The organism is Empedobacter falsenii (assembly GCF_013488205.1).
Classification (GTDB): Bacteria; Bacteroidota; Bacteroidia; order Flavobacteriales; family Weeksellaceae; genus Empedobacter; species Empedobacter falsenii_C.
In genome coordinates this window covers 291,122-310,573 of sequence record NZ_CP040908.1, presented here as the reverse complement: position 1 = coordinate 310,573, position 19,452 = coordinate 291,122, and the positions used below count along the sequence as shown (strand labels likewise).

Annotated in this window: 11 protein-coding genes; 2 read left to right on the top strand and 9 right to left on the bottom strand. The window is 33.5% G+C overall.

What is annotated here, in order from left to right:
* Positions 1–108: 108 nt before the first annotated feature.
* Entirely contained in the window at positions 109–2,523 is a 2,415-nt protein-coding gene (locus FH779_RS01465) for an alpha-ketoacid dehydrogenase subunit alpha/beta (RefSeq protein ID WP_244958001.1), read from the bottom strand.
* Between the two features lie 120 nt (positions 2,524–2,643).
* Between FH779_RS01465 and FH779_RS01460 the strand changes: the two genes are divergently transcribed.
* Positions 2,644–5,385: a M16 family metallopeptidase gene (locus tag FH779_RS01460; protein ID WP_180905809.1), complete on the top strand. Its 2,742-nt coding sequence runs from the start codon at positions 2,644–2,646 to the stop codon at positions 5,383–5,385.
* Positions 5,386–5,602: 217 nt separating this feature from the next.
* Complete coding sequence (locus FH779_RS01455) at positions 5,603–6,619, top strand: coiled-coil domain-containing protein (protein WP_180905808.1); 1,017 nt, start codon at positions 5,603–5,605, stop codon at positions 6,617–6,619.
* Positions 6,620–6,693: 74 nt separating this feature from the next.
* Here FH779_RS01455 and FH779_RS01450 read toward each other — a convergent pair whose 3' ends face one another.
* The 8 genes from FH779_RS01450 to FH779_RS01415 all read right to left on the bottom strand — a co-directional run bounded on the left by FH779_RS01450 (position 6,694) and on the right by FH779_RS01415 (position 19,431).
* The gene (locus FH779_RS01450) at positions 6,694–8,295 is read right to left on the bottom strand and encodes a class I SAM-dependent methyltransferase (protein ID WP_180905807.1); all 1,602 of its coding nucleotides are present in this window, start codon (positions 8,293–8,295) and stop codon (positions 6,694–6,696) included.
* A 128-nt stretch (positions 8,296–8,423) separates the two neighbouring features.
* Complete coding sequence (locus FH779_RS01445; RefSeq protein ID WP_180905806.1) at positions 8,424–9,035, bottom strand: PepSY-like domain-containing protein; 612 nt, start codon at positions 9,033–9,035, stop codon at positions 8,424–8,426.
* Between the two features lie 79 nt (positions 9,036–9,114).
* Complete coding sequence (locus tag FH779_RS01440) at positions 9,115–10,503, bottom strand: alpha-amylase family glycosyl hydrolase (protein WP_180905805.1); 1,389 nt, start codon at positions 10,501–10,503, stop codon at positions 9,115–9,117.
* A 25-nt stretch (positions 10,504–10,528) separates the two neighbouring features.
* Positions 10,529–12,184, bottom strand: a complete 1,656-nt coding sequence (locus tag FH779_RS01435; protein WP_180905804.1) for an alpha-amylase family glycosyl hydrolase — start codon at positions 12,182–12,184, stop codon at positions 10,529–10,531.
* Positions 12,185–12,346: 162 nt separating this feature from the next.
* The gene (locus FH779_RS01430) at positions 12,347–14,524 is read right to left on the bottom strand and encodes a glycoside hydrolase family 97 protein (protein ID WP_180905803.1); all 2,178 of its coding nucleotides are present in this window, start codon (positions 14,522–14,524) and stop codon (positions 12,347–12,349) included.
* Positions 14,525–14,552: 28 nt separating this feature from the next.
* Positions 14,553–14,840 (bottom strand): hypothetical protein, encoded by a 288-nt coding sequence (locus tag FH779_RS01425; protein WP_180905802.1) that lies wholly within the window; start codon positions 14,838–14,840, stop codon positions 14,553–14,555.
* A gap of 61 nt (positions 14,841–14,901) precedes the next feature.
* Positions 14,902–16,755: a glycoside hydrolase family 13 protein gene (locus tag FH779_RS01420; protein ID WP_180905801.1), complete on the bottom strand. Its 1,854-nt coding sequence runs from the start codon at positions 16,753–16,755 to the stop codon at positions 14,902–14,904.
* A gap of 378 nt (positions 16,756–17,133) precedes the next feature.
* Complete coding sequence (locus tag FH779_RS01415) at positions 17,134–19,431, bottom strand: glycoside hydrolase family 65 protein (protein WP_180905800.1); 2,298 nt, start codon at positions 19,429–19,431, stop codon at positions 17,134–17,136.
* Positions 19,432–19,452 lie beyond the last annotated feature (21 nt).

Sequence of the window (19,452 nt, the reverse complement as noted above, 5' to 3'; positions counted from 1 at the left end):
TATTAATATTCAATATTACATCATTTTTTAAGAACAAAAAATGTCATAACAAAAAAAAGTCCTGTTTTAAAAAAAAACAGGACTTTTTAGAAAATTTTTCTATTTTATTTAGTACAAAGCAGGAAACTCATTTGGTTTTGCTTCGCGCATTAATTCATAAACTTGTTCTGTAATATCATCAACAGAAGGTTTTGAGAAATAATCTCCATCAGTCGCATACGCAGGACGGTGAGCTTTCGCTGTAATCGTTAATGGTGCACTATCTAATGTAAAATATCCACCTTGTTTCTCGATAATTTCTTGTAACAAGAATGCACTTGCTCCTCCTGGAACATCTTCGTCAACAATAACTAAACGATTCGTTTTGTTCAAACTTTTTGCAACATCTGCATTGATATCGAAAGGTAATAAAGATTGAGCATCAATTACTTCAACAGAAATACCTAATTGCTCCAATTCTTTCGCTGCATCCATCACAATTCTCCAAGTAGAACCATATGTTAACAACGTTACATCTTTTCCTTCTTTCGTTATTTCTACTTCACCAATTGGCGTTGTAAATTCACCAATATTAGTTGGTGCAGGCTCTTTCAAACGATAACCGTTCAAACTTTCTACAACAATTGCAGGCTCATCTGCTTGCATCAATGTATTGTAAAAACCTGCGGCTTTTGTTAAATCACGTGGAACTAAAACATTCACGCCACGAACCAAATTCAAAATTCCTCCCATTGGCGAACCTGAATGCCAAACACCTTCTAAACGGTGACCACGCGTTCTGATAATCACAGGCGCTTTTTGACCTCCGTTCGAACGATAAAGTACAGTTGCCAAATCATCAGAAATTCCTTGTAAACAATAAAGGATATAATCTAAATATTGAATTTCTGCAATTGGACGTAAACCACGCATAGCCAAACCAATTCCTTGACCAAGAATTGTTGCTTCGCGAATTCCTGTATCCGAAATACGATCGATTCCATATTTTGCTTGAAGACCTTCTAAACCTTGGTTTACATCACCAATATTTCCCGCATCTTCACCAAAAACTAATGCCTTTGGATATTTTTCGAAAATTTTATCAAAGTTATCACGAACAATTACACGACCATCTTCTAACGCTGGATTTTCTCCAAACTCAGGTTTTACTTGTGGAACTTGAGTTGCAGTACCAGAAACTAATTTAGTCGAATAAATTTCTTCTTCGCGTTTCATTTTAACATCTAACCAAGAAATTAATTCAGTTTTAGAAGTTAAATTTTCTGAACGAGTTAAACGAATAACTTTACGAACAGCTCCATAAACATCACGTTTAAAAGGGCTTTTCTTTGATTTTAGATTACTAATTTCAATATTGATAAAAGCTCCGTTTGCACTTTCTGAAGCAACTTTAGTCAATAATTCTAACGCTTCATTTTTCAAATCCAAAATTGGATTCAAATAATCGTCCCAACATTGTTTTTGAGAAGCTTTAACTTCAGCTTTAACATCAGCTTCTAATTGATCCAACTCTTCCGCAGAAATAATTGCTTCCGAATGATCTGCAAATGCTAAAATATATTCACGGAATTTTGTGATTCCATCAAATTCTTTTTCCCAAGTCAAACGCTCCTCTGATTTGTAACGCTCGTGCGAACCAGAAGTCGAGTGACCTTGCGGTTGCGTACATTCTTGCACGTGTACAATACACGGAATGTGATGCTCACGCGCAAATCTCTCTGCACGTGTATACGCTTCAATCAAAGCAGGATAATCCCACGCTTTTACAGTAATAATTTCGTAACCTCTTTCCTCTTCCGTTCTTCCGAAACCTGATAATAATTCAGAAAGATTCGATTTTGTACGTTGAAATTTAGCTGGTACAGAAATTCCGTAACCATCGTCCCAAATAGAAACAACCATTGGCACTTGCAAAACTCCACCTGCATTTATAGTTTCCCAAAAATGACCTTCAGAAGTACTTGCATCTCCAATTGTTCCGAAAGCAATTTCATTTCCGTTTACAGAAAATTGTTGATCTTCGTCTGATTGAGGAACATTTCTAAAATATTTTGAAGCTTGTGCTAAACCTAACAAACGTGGCATTTGACCAGCTGTTGGCGAAATATCAGCACTCGAATTTTTTTGTTCTGTTAATTTTTTCCAAGAACCGTCTTCATTTAAAGAACGTGTTCCGAAGTGAGATGTCATTTGACGACCTCCAGATGAAGGTTCTTTCTCTAAATCTGTTAAAGCATATAATTGTGCAAAAAATTGTTCAACAGTTAATTGACCAATTGCGAACATAAATGTTTGATCGCGGTAGTATCCAGAACGGAAATCTCCATTTTTGAATACTTTTGCCATTGCAATTTGTGGTAATTCTTTTCCATCACCAAAAATTCCAAATTTTGCTTTCCCAGTAAGTACTTCTCTTCTCCCTAAAAGACTTACTTCGCGAGACATAAAAGCCGTCTTGTAATCATTAATGATTTGACTTTTAAACTCTTCGAAAGTAATTTTATTTACCTCTTTTGTTTCCATTTCTTTTGTTTGTTGCATCACAAATTTAACAAAAGATTTGTAACTTACACCATACAATTTGCGTCTAACGAATAGATTATAGAATTGTATCATCCAATTAATAACTATAAAAATAAATACATGAAAAAAACTTTACTGAGTATATGTCTGGTTTTTGCCTTTGCAAATTCACCATACTTAATGGCTCAAACGAAATCTGGAAGCGCAACTTTTGTGACGCAAGTAGAAGGAATTAAGGAGTACAAACTACCAAATGGATTACAAGTTTTATTGGTTCCTGATCAATCACAAAGTAATGTTGTCGTAAATATTGTTTACAATGTTGGTTCTAAACACGAAGGTTACGGCGAAAAAGGAATGGCGCATTTGTTAGAACATATGTTGTTTAAATCAACAAAAAATTTAGGCGATATCAAGAAAATGTTATCTGACAAAGGTGGACGCGCAAATGGAACGACATATTATGATCGTACAAATTATTACGAAGTTTTCCCATCAAGCGATGAAAATTTACGTTGGAGTTTGGAAATGGAAGCTGATCGAATGATTAATGCAACCATTAAACAAGAAGATTTGGACAAAGAATTTTCGGTTGTGCGTAATGAATTTGAAATTGGTGAAAATGACCCGTCAAGTGTTTTAATGGAACGTGTTATTTCTGCTGGCTATTTATGGCACAATTACGGAAAATCTACCATTGGATCTAAAGAAGATATTGAGCGTGTAAAAACACCACAATTGCGCAAATTCTACGAAAAATATTATCAACCAGATAATGCAACTTTAATTATTGCTGGAAAATTTGACGAGAAAAAAACGATGGAATATGTGAATCAGTATTTTGCTTCGATTCCAAAACCAACGCGTGTTTTAGATGAAATTTTAACAGTTGAACCAGCGCAAGATGGTGAAAAATTTGTTGAAGTAAAACGTGCAGGAGATTCGCAGTCGGTTGGTGTAATGTATCACGTTGCAGCATATAGCGATAAAGATTATGCAGCGATTGATGTTTTAAATAATATTTTGACTTCAGATCCTTCGGGATATTTGTATAAATCTTTGGTTGACACACACAAAATTGCTTCTATTTGGGCGTATAGTCCAGAAGTTCGCGATGCGAGTTTCTTCTATATTGGAACTGAAATTCCAAAAGAGAAAAATATCGAGCAAACGAAAAATGATATTCGTGCAGAATTAGACAAAGTTGCTACAATTAATTATACTGATCAAGATGTGCAGCGTGCGAAAACAAGTATTGTGAAAAACATCGAAAACCAGAAAAATAATACAATTAATTATGCCATTGGTTTAACTGAAATTGTTGGTGCTGGTGATTATCGTTTAGGTTTCTTGTACCGTGATAATATTGAAAAAGTAACCAAAGAAGATGTAAAACGTGTTGCTGAAAAATATTTTAGAGCGAATAATAGAACAGTTGGAACTTTTATTCCGACGAAAGATGAAATTCGTGTAAAACCGACTGAATTAACGAATAAACAAATCACAGAATTAGTTTCAAACTACAAAGGTCGTGCAGTTGAAAAAGAAGCAAAACCATTTGAAGCTTCGATCAAAAATTTGAAAGCTCATTATGCAGAAGGAAAATTGAACAATGGTCTGAAATATGGAATCATCGATAAAGAAATTAAAGGTGAAAAAGTAATTCTTTCGTTTAATTTACCTGTTTCGAATGAAAAAGATTTGGCAAATAAAGGAATGATTGGTCAATTAACGGCTGAATTGTTAATGTCTGGAACGAAGAATCTAACAAAAGAACAAATCAAAGATCAATTAGATGCTTTAAAATCTTCGGTTGGATTTAGATTTGGAGGACAAAATTTATCTGTAACAATTAATACGTACAAAAATTCATTAGACAAAACTATGGATATTGTGCGTCAAATAATTACAGAACCTACTTTCCCAGAAGCTGAATTAGTAAAATCTGTGAACGAATATGTAACATATTTAGATGCAAACACAAACGATCCGCAAGCATTAGCCTTCAACGAAATTAGTCGTTTAACATCTAATTATCCTAAATCTTCTATTTTCTACACAGCTTCTTTTGCTGAAACGAAAGATGATTTGAAGAAAATCAAACAAGCTGATTTAGTTGATTTTTATAAAAATATTTTAGGTGCGCAAAATGGCGTGGTTTCTATTGTTGGAACAAATGACAAAGCGAAAGTTGAAAAGTTATTGAACGATACTTTTGGTAAATGGAACAGCAAATCGAAGTACGAAAAAGCATATCCAACTTTTACAGCAACGAAGAAAGAGGATAAACTTTATAACATTCCAGATAAAGAAAATGCAGCAGCAGTTGGGTCAATTAACTTCAAAATGAATCGTGAAAGTGCTGATTACGCCGCAATGGTTATGGCAAATGAAATGATTGGAAGTGGAGGATTTTTATCTGCTCGTATTCCAATGCGATTAAGAGAAAAAGAAGGAATCAGCTACGGCGCAGGTTCTTATGTTTCGATTCCAAGCGATCCTAAAAACGACGTTTCTTCTTGGGGATATTATGCATTCTTGAATCCAACAAAACGTGAAGCGGTTGAAAAAGCATTGAAAGAAGAAGTTTCAAAAGCATTGAAAGATGGTTTCACAGCGGACGAATTGAAAACAAATATTGTAAGTTGGAAAAACGGTCGTACGACTTCTTTGGGAACTGACGGAACTTTATTAGGTTTATCGAATGGTTATTTATTGAACGGAATTACGTTTGATGAATTTGATAATTTAGAGAAAAAGGTAGATGCATTGAATGTAAACCAAGTAAACGAGGTTTTCAAAAAGTACATTTCTTTGGATAAATTGACTTCTGTTTACACAGGAACTTTTGATAAAAAGTAAATACAATTCATATTAATTAAAATAAGCTTCAGATTATTCTGGAGCTTTTTTTATGATTTATTTAGAATAAAATTCTGCATGATTATTCATTTTCGGTCTAAAATGTGAAAAAATTTGTTAAAAAACCCTCATTTTAACATCATCCTAAGTTTTTGGCATCATAATTTCTTAACACTAGAAACAATAAAAAAACAATTAACCTTAAATAATAATTCATATGCAAGGATTAGAAGAAAACAATCAACCAACAAACAAAGGAAAAAACGGTTTAGTAGTTCCTTTGGCATTAGTCGGAATCTTATTAGCAGGAAGTGTAGGATATAATATTTATCAAGCAAACCAAATAGGGAATCTTGAAAAAAATGAATCTTTAAATTCTCAAATCCTTAAAAACGAAACGGGTCAAAAAGATCAAATTCGTAAACAATATGATTCGATTTTAAACGACTATACACAATATAAAGCTCGTATTGAAGATCGTAACAATTTATTGGGCGATAAAGAAAATATGATTCAGTTAAAGAATCAAGATATTCAAGAAATTCTAGATAAAGACAATCCTACTGCAGAAGAAATGAATCGTGCTCGTAAAATGATCAACGATTTAGAAGGAAGTGTAAAAAATTACAAATCTGAAGTTGCGCGTTTACAAAAAGAAAATGCAATTCTTGTACGTAGTGTTGACGAATTAAATAATAAAAATTCTGCTTTAACAACAGACAACAACAATTTAAGAGAAAACAATAAAGAGTTAACATATAACTACGAAACAGAAAAAAGTATTCGTCAAAAAGACAATGCAATTTCGAAAGGAAAGATTAATGAATTAAGTTCAACTTTATCTGTTTCTAATCAACAAATCAAAGGAATTCGTGTAAGAAATAGCGGAAAAGAGGTTGAAAAAACACGTGCAAAACGTATTGATAAAATTCGTGTTTCTTTTGATGTAGATCGTAATTCGAGAACAGAATCTGGAGAGAAAAAATTATATGTTGCTATCTATAATCCTGATGGAACTTTAGGAAGATATGGAAATGCACAAGGTGGACAAATTGAATTGAGATCTGGAGATACAGTTAATTTCTCTGATGCAATCAACTTTAATTACACAAACGGACAAACAAAAAATATTACGTTTGATTGGGAAAACGAGGAATTCCAAAAAGGAGTTTACACGTTCAATGTTTACGAAAATGGATTTAAGATTAGTCAAGCAAAAATAACCCTAAACTAATTATTGATACAAGACTAACCAAGAAAGCTCAGCAATTGCTGAGCTTTTTTTTGATTTAATATATTTTTTAAATATTATCGTTTCAAAAGATTAATACTAACAGTTGCCAATTCGTTGTTTGGATATTTTTTGAATAATGTTTTATCTGGAACCAAACCAGTTTCTTGACAAATACGATGAAAAACATCTACTTCCACAATATATTGATCCGAGAATCCATGCGTCGCATCATACGCTGTTGCAGGCGTATTTCCTAAATTCTTCGCCGTTAAATCTGGAGAAATCGTATGTAATTCGATCAACAACAGACCAAATTTATCTACGTAAGGCGCCCATTTTTTAAGATGATTCAATAAGTTTTGTTCCACATCATTGTTTGATAATCGTTTTCCTCTAAACGAAAAAGCTCCTGTAGAAGCACTAATTCGATTTGTTTTGACATCTTTTACATCTTCCCAAATTCGATTATGATCTAAAAATGTTCGGATATTTAATAAATCACTCAACTCAATCGAATAATCATTTTTCAAATCCGTTGCCAAACGATCTGGATCGCCAATATCGCCCCAAATCACTTTTGCCCAAATATCATTTTTAATTAAATTGGCACGCGTCACTTTCAATGCTGCTTGATTATAATCTGCACCAACCAAGAAAAGTGGGTATTCGTCTAGATGTTTTCCGCGTAAGGTTTGACGTTCTATCACATCATACAAATGTTGCAAAAGCGCTCCATTTCCACATCCCATATCCAAAATCCCTTTCGGTTGCTCTTCTATCGGACGATTGAAAATATCAACAATAAACTCATCTATCACTTTGAAATAAGTGGAATGAGCTCCTCCACTACCCCAAACATTCATTTCGCGATTCACATGTTGCTCATCTTCACCATCGGTAATTTCACGCAATTTTGTTGGCGAACCGAAAAGTAAATCATTCAACTTTGCAAACATTGGTAAATAAGAAACTGTAACACCATACGATGTTGCACGACGCGCAAAAAACAATCCTATTTCGGTGAATTTATAGTTTTTTTCGTGTTTAGTAAACCAACCTAATTCGGTTAATCTTTCCAATATTTTTTCGAAAGTTTGTGGATTTTTGTGAAATTCATCTGGATTGAAAGAGGCTTCCATAAAGTATTTATGAAACAAACCGCTCATTCCCATTCGCACAATAATTGGTCCAACTAAAACGCCTTCGATATGTTTGGTAATTTGATAATGCAAAGGTTTTTCAAGAAACTCTTCGTCATCAGCAGTCATCAAATAAGTTTTATATTTATCAAATAATTTGATCCATTTTTTACAAAACTCATCCGAAAAATCATGTTGATTGATTACCTCATTTTCTGCCAAAAAAACAGCTAAATCATGGTAAATATCAATATTAGTAAATGCGCGATCCGAATATTTATTGGTTTGAATTTCGACATTATCTTTCACATTGTCCACCGAATATTCTAACATATTCTGCGAAGCCAATACACGCAAAGCAACATTTAGATAACCTTCGTTTGCCTGAAATTCTTTTGTCAATTCTTCTAACTGTATAGTTTTGTGCTCGACAATGTAATGCAAAGCTCCTTTTTTAGCCAAAGCGCTCAATACAGGAGCCGTTACCAAACCATCGAGATGTCTAAAAATTAGCGATCTCAAATATTTTTTATCCATTTTGGTTGATTTTTTCTACTATAAATATATTGAAAATTGCGAAAAGTTGATGTGAAGGTTATTGTAAAATTTTAAAAATCAGAAATAAAAAAAACCTCATCTATTGATAAGGTTTTTGATGTATGTGATTAATCAATTTTGATAAAATTACCATTCAGATCAAATTTCAAATCAACATTATTTTGTAATAATTCAACTTTTATTTCTTTATCTTTTGTATCCATTTCAATTGATTTCGCATCAATTTTAGGATATTTAGTTTGAAGATATTTTTGAATATTATCTGGAAAAAATTTAATCGGAATCGCTTTTCCTAGACCATTTTTCACCTCCTTCCAATCTCCATTATCTGTAAATTCTATTTTTGTTCCGTCTTTCAATTGAATATTATATGTTGTGATATTGCGTTCAACTTCTTTTATCGCATTCACGAACTCCATATTACCAAAGTTTTTCGAAACAAAATTTTGTGCATTAACAGGCAAATTATTTGCTGAAATAACGGTTTCATTCGGGTCAATATTTACCGTTTTTTGTTGACCATTATCTTGCAAAACCATATAAGAATTAGCTGATGTAGATGATTCTGGCTTATTTGCAATATCGTTTTCCGAAACAATTGGCTGCTCTGCAACTTCTGTTTTACTTGTTTCTACTTCTGTACTTACGTTGTTCTTCGATTCGCACGAAGATAAAACTAAGCTTAAAATGGCGGCTGTTGATAAAACTATTTTTCTCATGATTTAGATTTTAAACGTTTATCAACAAGCATTATACCATAAAAAAAGCTGATTAAAAATTTAACCAGCTTTTAAGAATTTATTTTTTCTTCTGAACTAAAATCAGGTACTCCCAAGGTTTTAATTTCAGTTTTGTTGTTGCATCAAATGTGACATCTTCGTTATTCATAAAATTTTTGTACACCCCATTAATTGGAACTGTAATTTCTTTATTTGTTTTCGTAAAATTTGCAATAAAATAAGCTTCTGTCGTATTTTTTTGACGCTTAAACGCTAAGATAGATTTATCATCAGATGTTTTCAAACGTTCGTAAGAAGCCGCTTTTTTCGCTCCATTAAATGCTTCATTTGTGATTTTCAGTTCTCCTAACTTTTCATAAACGCCACGCATTTTTGAAGTTGGATTACGATCAATAGAATCTTTAACAAAGAATTTTAAACGACGATTAAAATCTTCTTCTTGTCCATTATAAATCAACGGAATTCCTGGTAAAGTATATGTTAATGCAGCAAATGTTTCGACTGCATCACCCATTCTTTCATATTCAGTTCCAGCCCAAGAATTTTCGTCATGATTTGATGTGAACAATAATTTATAATCATCGGCTTGCCATTTTTTCGGAATCGAATCCATGTACGCATCAATCGCAGAAACGTTTTTCTTACCTTTTGCAATATCATTCATGATATGATGAATTTCCCAACCATAAGCGGCATCGAATGCATTATTTGCTAACAAATCAGGCTTCTCTGTTTCACCTAACATAAAAATTTCGCGACCATTTGCCAATTGTGGTTTTGCTTCATTCCAAAAATCTGTCGGAACTTCGTGCGCCATATCACAACGGAAACCATCAATTTTGAAATCATCTAACCAATATTTCATATCAGCAATCATCTGTTTGCGCATTTCTTTGTTATCGAAATTTAACGCCACAACATCCGACCAATCGTAAGGAGAATGCATTTTCCCGTTCTTATCTTGTTCGTACCAATCGGGATGTTGTTTTACCCAAGGATGATCCCAAGCCGTGTGATTCGCAACCCAATCCAAAATCACATAGATTCCGTTTTTGTGCGCTTCATCGACCAATTTCTTAAAATCTTCGGCAGTTCCAAATTCTGGATTGATTCCTCTATAATCTTTGATCGAATAATACGAACCTAAACCTTCTTTTCGGTTTTCTTCTCCAATTGGATAAATAGGCATAATCCAAAGGATTTTAACCCCTAATTTCTTGATATTCGAGATCTCTTTTGTTACCGCAGCAAAAGTTCCTTCTGGTGAAAATTGACGAACATTCACTTCATAAATCACAGAAGTTTCTGCCATATCAGCCGTAAAAGGCAAAATACTTTGTTCTTTCCTTTCTTTTTTAACGTCTTCTGACTTTGTTTCCTTTTTGCTTTCACAACTTGTCAAAAACAAAATTGTCATCAAGGTTAAACCAACTATTTTTTTTATCATTTTTCTTCTATTACTTCTCAAAAAATTAATTCACTTTTTCCAATAATACAATATCAAAAGTTGTATTCAATTCTAAATTTCCGTTCACAACTTTTCCAGAAAAACCTGAATAAGCATCGCGAACTTTCGTACCATCTTTCCAAACAGAACTTACATTAATTGTGTTTTTACCAATTGGCATTTCCAAACCAATCACCACTTCGTCTGTCTTATATTTTCTTGTAAAAATATACGGAGAATTTTGCAAATCTGTTTGATTTCCTGCTCCAACTGCTGGATGACTTCGTCTAAATTGTCCTAATTTTTGGTAATGATTCAATAATGATTCCGTTTCTGAATTTGGTTTAATATCTTCCCAATTCATATTCGAACGAAGATTTGCATCTCCATCAACACCTTCAACCTCTAACGGACGAGCCGTTTCGTCTCCATAATAAATTTGCGAAATCCCTGGCGCCAACAACAATCGAGTTCCTGCATCCCAAGGATTTTGACGATCTTTATCAAAAGGCGAACCATCATCGTGCGATGTAATGTAGCTCATCACAGACTTTCCTTTCATCTTGTTTTGAAGAATATCATTGTATCGATCAAAAACCGTTTGATTAGATTCTTTTTGAGTTGAACGCAAATCAAAATTGATTAATGCATCAAATCCATTCTCGAAATAATTAACCGTTTTATCAGGAAAATTATATTGTTGACCATCATTAATTGAATATCCATAAACTTCTCCTAACAAGAAAAACTTGTTTTGATCCAATACTTTTGTAGGATTATTCGCTTTATATTCAGTAAACGCATCTTGACAAATTTCCTCGAATTTCTTCCAAACATTTTCTTCAGTATGTTTCACCGTATCGACACGATAACCATCAATTCCGTACTTACGAATATAATCTGAAAGCCATTTCATAATGTAATATTTCGGTGCTTTTGGAAGATTATATTTCGCGAAAAAAACATTCAACTCAGCAACTTCTTTATCCAAACGACCTTCTTTTGACCATTTTGCTAACAATTGCGGTGGCAACATTACATCATTTTCAGATTCCGTTAAAATGTCTGGAAGATTTTTCACCAACGTACATTCTATCGTCGTTTTGTAAGACTCATAGGTACATTGTGGAGAAACACGAACCCAATCAGCTGGAAAAACACCGTCCGAATTTGTGAATGGACCTGTGTGATTAATCACCGCATCCAACATAATACGAATACCTTTCGCATGCGCTTTATCAACCAATTCTTGCAACTCTTTTTCAGTTCCCCAGTTTTTATCAATCGACGTCCAATCTTTTGTCCAATAACCGTGAAATCCATATGTTTTTCCTTGTCCTTCGTCTACAAAACCGTGAATTTGCTCCACAATTGGTGTCATCCAAATCGCATTAACTCCTAAATCTGAAAAATAATTATCTTCTATTTTATTGATTACTCCACAAAAATCTCCACCTTCAAAACCTCTTAATTTAGCAGTTTCGGCAGTTCTTCCGTAATTGATATCATTCTTTTTATCTCCATTCTCGAAACGATCAGTCAACAAAAAATAAATATTTGCACCATTCCAAACAAATGGTTGTTTTTCTGAATGATTTGTCTGCGTAGCTTGTGTTGTTGTTTTTGAGCAAGAGCTTAAAAACAATGAAGCTATTCCTAACGTGAAAAATATTTTTTTCATAATTATGTTGTACGCTTTAAGTTCTACGTTTAAAGTTTTTTTACCCAACTTATAACGTAGAACATATTACTTTTAGATTCCTCCATTCGTCGGAATGACATTTACTTTATTGTCATTCTGAAATTATCGAAGAAGCTTTTTTAATTTCTTGTCAAGATGACTTTATTTAATCTCTTTGATACTAATTGCAAAACCTCCACCAGCTTGAGATGTTAAATCTAAAACAGATTTTGAATCAACCTTTTTTGTTTCGATTTTATAGGCTTGAGGATTTGTTTTGTAATGCGCATCTTTTGCATCAGCATAGATTTTCGCTTCGTATTTTTTCCCTTTATCTAAGAAATCTAACTTGATTTTCGTTGAACGAGGCGTTTCACCATTTACATTTCCAACAAACCAATTATTCGAGTTTTTGTCTTTACGTGCAATTGTTAAATATCTTCCTGGTTCAGCTTCTAAATAGTTAGAATCTTGCCAATCTACAGGCACATCTTTGATAAATTGAAATGCATCAGAAAATTGTTTGTAATGCTCAATAATATCAGCAGCCATTTGCAAAGGCGAATACATTGTCACATATAAAGCCAACTGATTTGCAATCGTAGAATTAACGTGCGAATGGTTGTTTGGATTTAATTTCTCCACATCCATTTCGAAAATACCAGGCGTATAATCCATTGGTCCACCTAAAAGACGCGTGAAAGGTAAAACTGTTACGTGATTTGGTTTAGAACCTCCAAAAGCTTGGTATTCTGTTCCACGCGCAGATTCATTACCGATTAAATTTGGCCATGTACGCGCAACTCCTGTAGGACGAACCGCTTCGTGAGCATTAACCATAATTTTATATTCAGCCGCTTTTTCGATTGCATATTGATAATGATTAATCGTATTTTGGCTGTAATGATAATCTCCACGAGGAACGATATCACCTACATATCCACTTTTTACAGATGTATAACCGTTATCATTCATGAATTTATAGGCTTTATCCAAATGTCTTTCATAATTACGAATTGATCCAGACGTTTCGTGATGCATCATAATTTTTACACCTTTTGATTTTGCGTAAGCGTTTAACATTTTTACATCAAAATCTGGATAAGGCGTTACAAAATCGAACACATAATCTTTGTGATTACCGAACCAATCTTCCCAACCTTCGTTCCAACCTTCAACTAAAACAGCGTCAAATCCGTTTTCTGCAGCAAAATCAATGTACTCTTTTACATGTTCATTATTTGCTCCATGCTTACCGTTTGGTTTCGCATTTTTATAATCGGTTACACCTAATTGCACCGTCGGGAAATCATCTGTATATGCCCAAGAACTTTTTCCTGTAATCATTTCCCACCAAACACCAACGTATTTTACAGGTTTGATCCAAGAAGTGTCTTTAATTTTTGAAGGTTCATTCAAATTATAAACCAATTGCGGCCCTTTGAAAGCAACTTCTCGTGCATCATCACTCGCAATAATTGTACGCCAAGGCGTATTGAAAGGTGCCTGTAAATAACCTTTATCACCCAAAGCATCTGGAGTTAACCAAGATTCAAACGTTAATGTTTTATCATCTAAATTTAAACTCATTGCAGGATAATTAATCAACGCAGCTTCGTGTAAATTGATATAAAGTCCATTTGTTGCTTTCATCATCAAAGCTGTTTGTACACCTGTTTTAGAGAAGGCTTGTTGAGATGCATTTCCAATATAAGCTTTATCAAATAATCCTCTAATTTCTGATAATTTAGATTCTGTGTAATCGTATTCTTGCGTATCATAATCACCAGGAATCCAAAAAGCAGTGTGATCTCCCGCCATTGCAAACTGAGAATGTTCTTCTTTGATCACAAAATATTTTAAATTCTTTTGTTCTGGAAATTCATAACGGAAACCTAAACCTTCGTTGAACAAACGAAAACGAATAATCATTTGACGATCTGTATTTGGTTGAGAAACCGTAACAGCTAATTCGTTAAAATTATTTCTGATTTTATCTACTTCTCCCCAAACTGGTTTCCAAGTTTCGTCGAATGTTGACGTTTTAGTATCGATGATTTTAAACCCTGATAAAAAGTTTGCAATATCTTTTGCCTTTTCATCTTCTACGCGATCTTGCACTGCAAAATCCATTTCTTTGTGTTTTGTTTTAAACTCAAAACCTAAATGACTTGGTTTTATAACATCTTTACCTTTGTACTTTAACTGATAAGTAGGTTTTCCGTCTTTAGACAACGAAAAATCCATCACAAAATTTCCATTTGGTGATTTCAACTCTTGTCCATAAACCATATTCATCATCGCGATTCCTAACCCCAGTATAAACTTAAAGTTTTTCATATTTCTTGTTTTTGTTTTATTGTCTGTTTTATGCTTTACGCCTAATGCTTAAAGCAATAAATTTCTTGTCAAGCTGAACTTGTTTCAGCTTCTCATCGTCTACTTTATGCGATCCTGAAACGAGTTCAGGATGACCTTGTTTATTCGTCATTTCGAGTGATTCTGATAAGAATTGTATCGAGAAATTAGACGAATATTCACATCTTACTTCTCGATACAAATTTTCTCCATTACATTTCGAATATTCACATCTTACTTCTCGATACAAATTTTCTCCATTACATTTCGAATATTCACATCTTACTTCTCGATACAAATTTTCTCCATTACATTTCGAAAATTCACTCGAAGTGACGTGAAATTAGAACTTAAACGTACTACTTTCCAAGTTCAATAATCATCGAAGATTTACCATCAATTGTGATTTCTCCATTTATATTGATTGGTAAAAATTTGTCCGAAATAATATCTTTTCCAGAAGTAAATCCGTTTAATGATTCTGCAAAACGATCTAATTTGAACGTTTGTTTTTCTGGATTTGCATTCAAAATAACCATTACAGATTCGTTATCATTGTATCTGAAATACACATAAACATTACTCTGTGGCATGTAATGTTTTGTTTTCCCTGAATGAATAACTTCTTTATTTTTGCGCCAATTGAAAAGTTTTGCTGTAAAATCATGAAACGTTTTTTGCTCCGCAGTTCTTCCTTCATTTGTAAAAGCCGACTGTTTATCTGACTTCCAACCTCCAGGAAAATCTTGTCGAATTGCTGCATCACCTTTACTTTTATCTCCTCGCATTCCGATTTCAGAACCGTAATATACTTGCGGAATTCCACGGACAGTAGAGATTAATGACAAACCAAGTTTATAATCATTCACATCACCATTCATCACTTCATTCCAACGCTCTGTATCATGATTTTCCATAAACACAAACATATTGTTGACATTCGGATACAAGAAATCATTGGTAAATGAATTGTACAATTTAATCATTCCTTTGTCCCACGATTCCTCTTCCTTGATTGCTTTTGGCAATTCTGAAAACAATGGAAAATCCATTACCGAAGGTAAATACGAATTATAATTATCGATTTTAGCAATTTTAGAATCTTTTTGCCAATACGAAATATGTGCTGCCGAATACATCCAAGCCTCTCCAACTACATTGAAATTTGGATATTCTGTCGTAATTGCTTTTACCCATTTTGCCATTCCTTCTTTGTCATTATATGGATATGTATCGACACGCATTCCGCCTAATTCTGCATATTCTATCCACCAAATTGCATTTTGCGTCAGATAATTTAGCACCAACGGATTTGATTGATTCATATCTGGCATTGTATAATCAAACCAACCATTCAACGCTTCTTTTTTGTCTACTTCTGCCGCGTTTTTATCAAATTGGGTTGTTGTACGATAATTGGAACGACGGAAACCATCTTTTCCTCCAGGAAATTTGTGAATCCAATCTTGCGAAGGCAAATCTTGAATCATCCAATGCGAAATTCCCCAATGATTTGTCACATAATCTTGAATCAACATCATTCCACGTTGATTTAATTTCTGTGATAATTCGCGATAATCTTCATTGCTTCCGTAACGTCCATCAATCTTATACAAATCAGTTTGTGCATAACCGTGATAGGAATGTTGTTTTTCATTATCTTCATTAACAGGTGTTAACCAAACCGCTGTTGCGCCAAGATTTTGTAAATAATCTAAATTGTTAATAATTCCTCGCAAATCCCCACCATGACGGCCATCTGGGATAGAACGATTGGCTTTATCTGTTAACTCTTTCTTCGAATCATTGCTTTCATCACCATTCGCAAAACGATCTGGCATAATCAAATACACCATATCTTTTGACGTAAAAGATGAACGATTTGCAGAATTTGGTTGACGATCTTTTAACTCGTATGTATACGAATCAACAATTTTATTTTTGTTTTTGATGTTAATTTTGAATGATGATTTGTTTACTTCATTCGTATTAATCGTTACAAAAACATAATTTGGATTTTCAGTTTTCTGTAAATTTTGAATTTTTACATTATCCGATAATTCAATATTGTATTTACTAATATCTTTCCCATAAACCAAAATTTGAACTTCTGGATTTTTCATTCCTTTCCACCAAAACATTGGCTCAACTTTTTGGATTTGAGCAAACGCAAATGTTGATAGGAAAGATGATAATAATAGTATTTTTTTCATGTGTTTTGTTTTTTTTAGATTCCTCCATTCGTCGGAATGACATTTACTTTACTACATTAATGAAATTATCATTCTGATTTTATCAAAGAATCTTTTTAATTCTCTGCCGAGCTGAATTTGTTTCAGCTTCTCATTCTCTACTTCATGCGATCCTGAAATGAATTCAGGATAATTCTTTTATTCGTCATTTCGAGTGATTCTGATAAGAATTGTATCGAGAAATTAGACGAATATTCACATCTTACTTCTCGATACAAATTTTCTTCATTTTCATTTCAAAAATTCACTCGAAGTGACGTGAAATTATAACTTAAAACTTTCTACTTTAAATAAAAATACCCTGAAAACCGAAGCCTTCAAGGTATTAGATTCCCTTTATTAAATCGAAGGCTGAACAACTACTTTCTGGTCAAAAACATAAACCTCTAACGGTTCTGTTCCTTCCAATTCAAAAGTTGTTTCTCCTTTATTTACGATAACTTTTAGGATTTGATGACGGAAATTCACTTTGAATGTAAATCCTTCCCATTGTTCTGGTAAACGTGGCTCAAAATACAATTGATCGTTTTTCACACGCATTCCTCCAAATCCTTCTACAATCGACATCCAAGTTCCTGCCATAGATGTGATGTGTAATCCTTCGTGAACTTCTTTGTTATAATCGTCTAAATCCAAACGAGAAGTTCTCAAATAAAATGTATACGCTTGTTCCATTCTCCCCAACGTTGCCGCTTGAATAGAGTGAACACAAGGCGATAAAGATGATTCGTGAACCGTTAATGGTTCGTAGAAATCAAAATGTTTTTCTAATTGTTCTTTCGAAAATTGATCTTCAAAATAATAGAACGATTGTAAAACATCTGCTTGTTTGATGTAAGCCGAACGTAAAATTCTGTCCCACGACCATTTTTGGTTAATTGGACGTTCTTCTTTTGATAATTCAGAAACAGGTGTTAAATCTTTATCCAAGAAACCATCTTGCTGTAAATAAATTCCTAATTCTTCGCTGAAAGGAAAATAAATATTCGCCGCAACTTCTTTCATCTCTGCTAATTCTGCATCAGTAATATTTGTTTTAGCTGCAATACGTGCAAAATCTTCTGGATAATTTGTTTTGACATTTTCAACTTGTTCCAACAAATAATTCATACACCATTGTGCACAATAATTAGAATGGAAATTGTTGTTGACGTTATTTTCGTATTCGTTAGGTCCCGTAACACCTAACATCACGTATTGTTTTTTGTCGTTTGACCAGTTTACACGCTGTTTCCAAAAACGCGCAATTCCTAATAAAACCTCTAAACCAGCTTCTGGAATGTAGGTTTGATCTCCCGTAAAACGAACATAGTTGTAAATCGCAAAAGCAATCGCTCCATTACGGTGAATTTCCTCGAATGTAATTTCCCACTCGTTGTGGCATTCTTCACCATTCATCGTAACCATCGGATACAAAGCTGCACCTTTATTGAAACCTAATTTTTCTCCATTTTCAATTGCTTTATCCAATTGATTAAAACGGTACATTAACAAGTTTCGCGCAACTTCTTGATTTTTTGTTACCATATAAAATGGCAAACAATATGCTTCTGTATCCCAATATGTAGAACCTCCGTATTTCTCTCCTGTAAAACCTTTTGGACCGATATTCAAACGAGCATCTTTTCCTGAATACGTTTGATTTAATTGAAAAATATTAAAACGAATACCTTGTTGCGCTTTCGTATCACCTTCTATCGTGATATCAGCCATTTCCCAAATCTTTGCCCAAGCTTCTTTTTGGTTTATTAACAATTGTTCATAACCTTGTTCATTTGCTTGAGACAATACATTTTCGGCAGCGTTAATTAATTCATTTTTAGGATGATTTGTCGAAACTACATAACCTCCAAATTTCTCAATTGTTGTTGTATCATTCGCTTTTACCTCAACTTCGTATGTAAATTCTACTTTCGTTTCAGTATTAACAGCATTTGTTGGCGCGATTTGTTGATAACTTCCATTTACTAAGATTTTATTCTGCATAAATGTTACCACTTCAAAATGAGTTTTGAACGTACGCGCTTGAACGAAACCTTGCTCACCTTTAATTTCAGAAGAAATTGGTTCCCAGAAAATCTCTTCCCAATTCGCATCTTCATTCTTTACAGCTGCATCAACATAAGGTTTAAAGACAATTTTTGCATCACCATTGATTGGTTTAATATCATATTTAATTGCTCCTAATTCATCTAAATCAGCAGAAAGAAAACGTCGAACAAAAACCTCAATTTCTAATCCGGAAGGTAAAATTGCCATAAATGAACGATCCAATAAACCTTCTTTCATGTTCAATTCGCGACGGAAATTTTTAACTTCTTTACAAGTGTTTAAATCAAATTTTTCACCGTTAATTTCGATGTCAATTCCAATCCAAACTGGCGCATTTAATACTTTTGCAAAATACTCTGGATAACCGTTTTTCCACCATCCCACTTTTGTTTTGTCAGGATAATAAACACCGGCAATATAGCTTCCTTGAAATGTATCGCCCGAATAAAATTCTTCGAAATTAGCACGTTGTCCCATTGCTCCATTTCCGATAGAAAATAAACTTTCAGACGATTTTACACGATCTTTTTCAAACCCTTCTTCGATAATTGACCACGCATTCGGGATGATATAATCTTGATTCATTTTGTTTGTTGTATGTAGTTT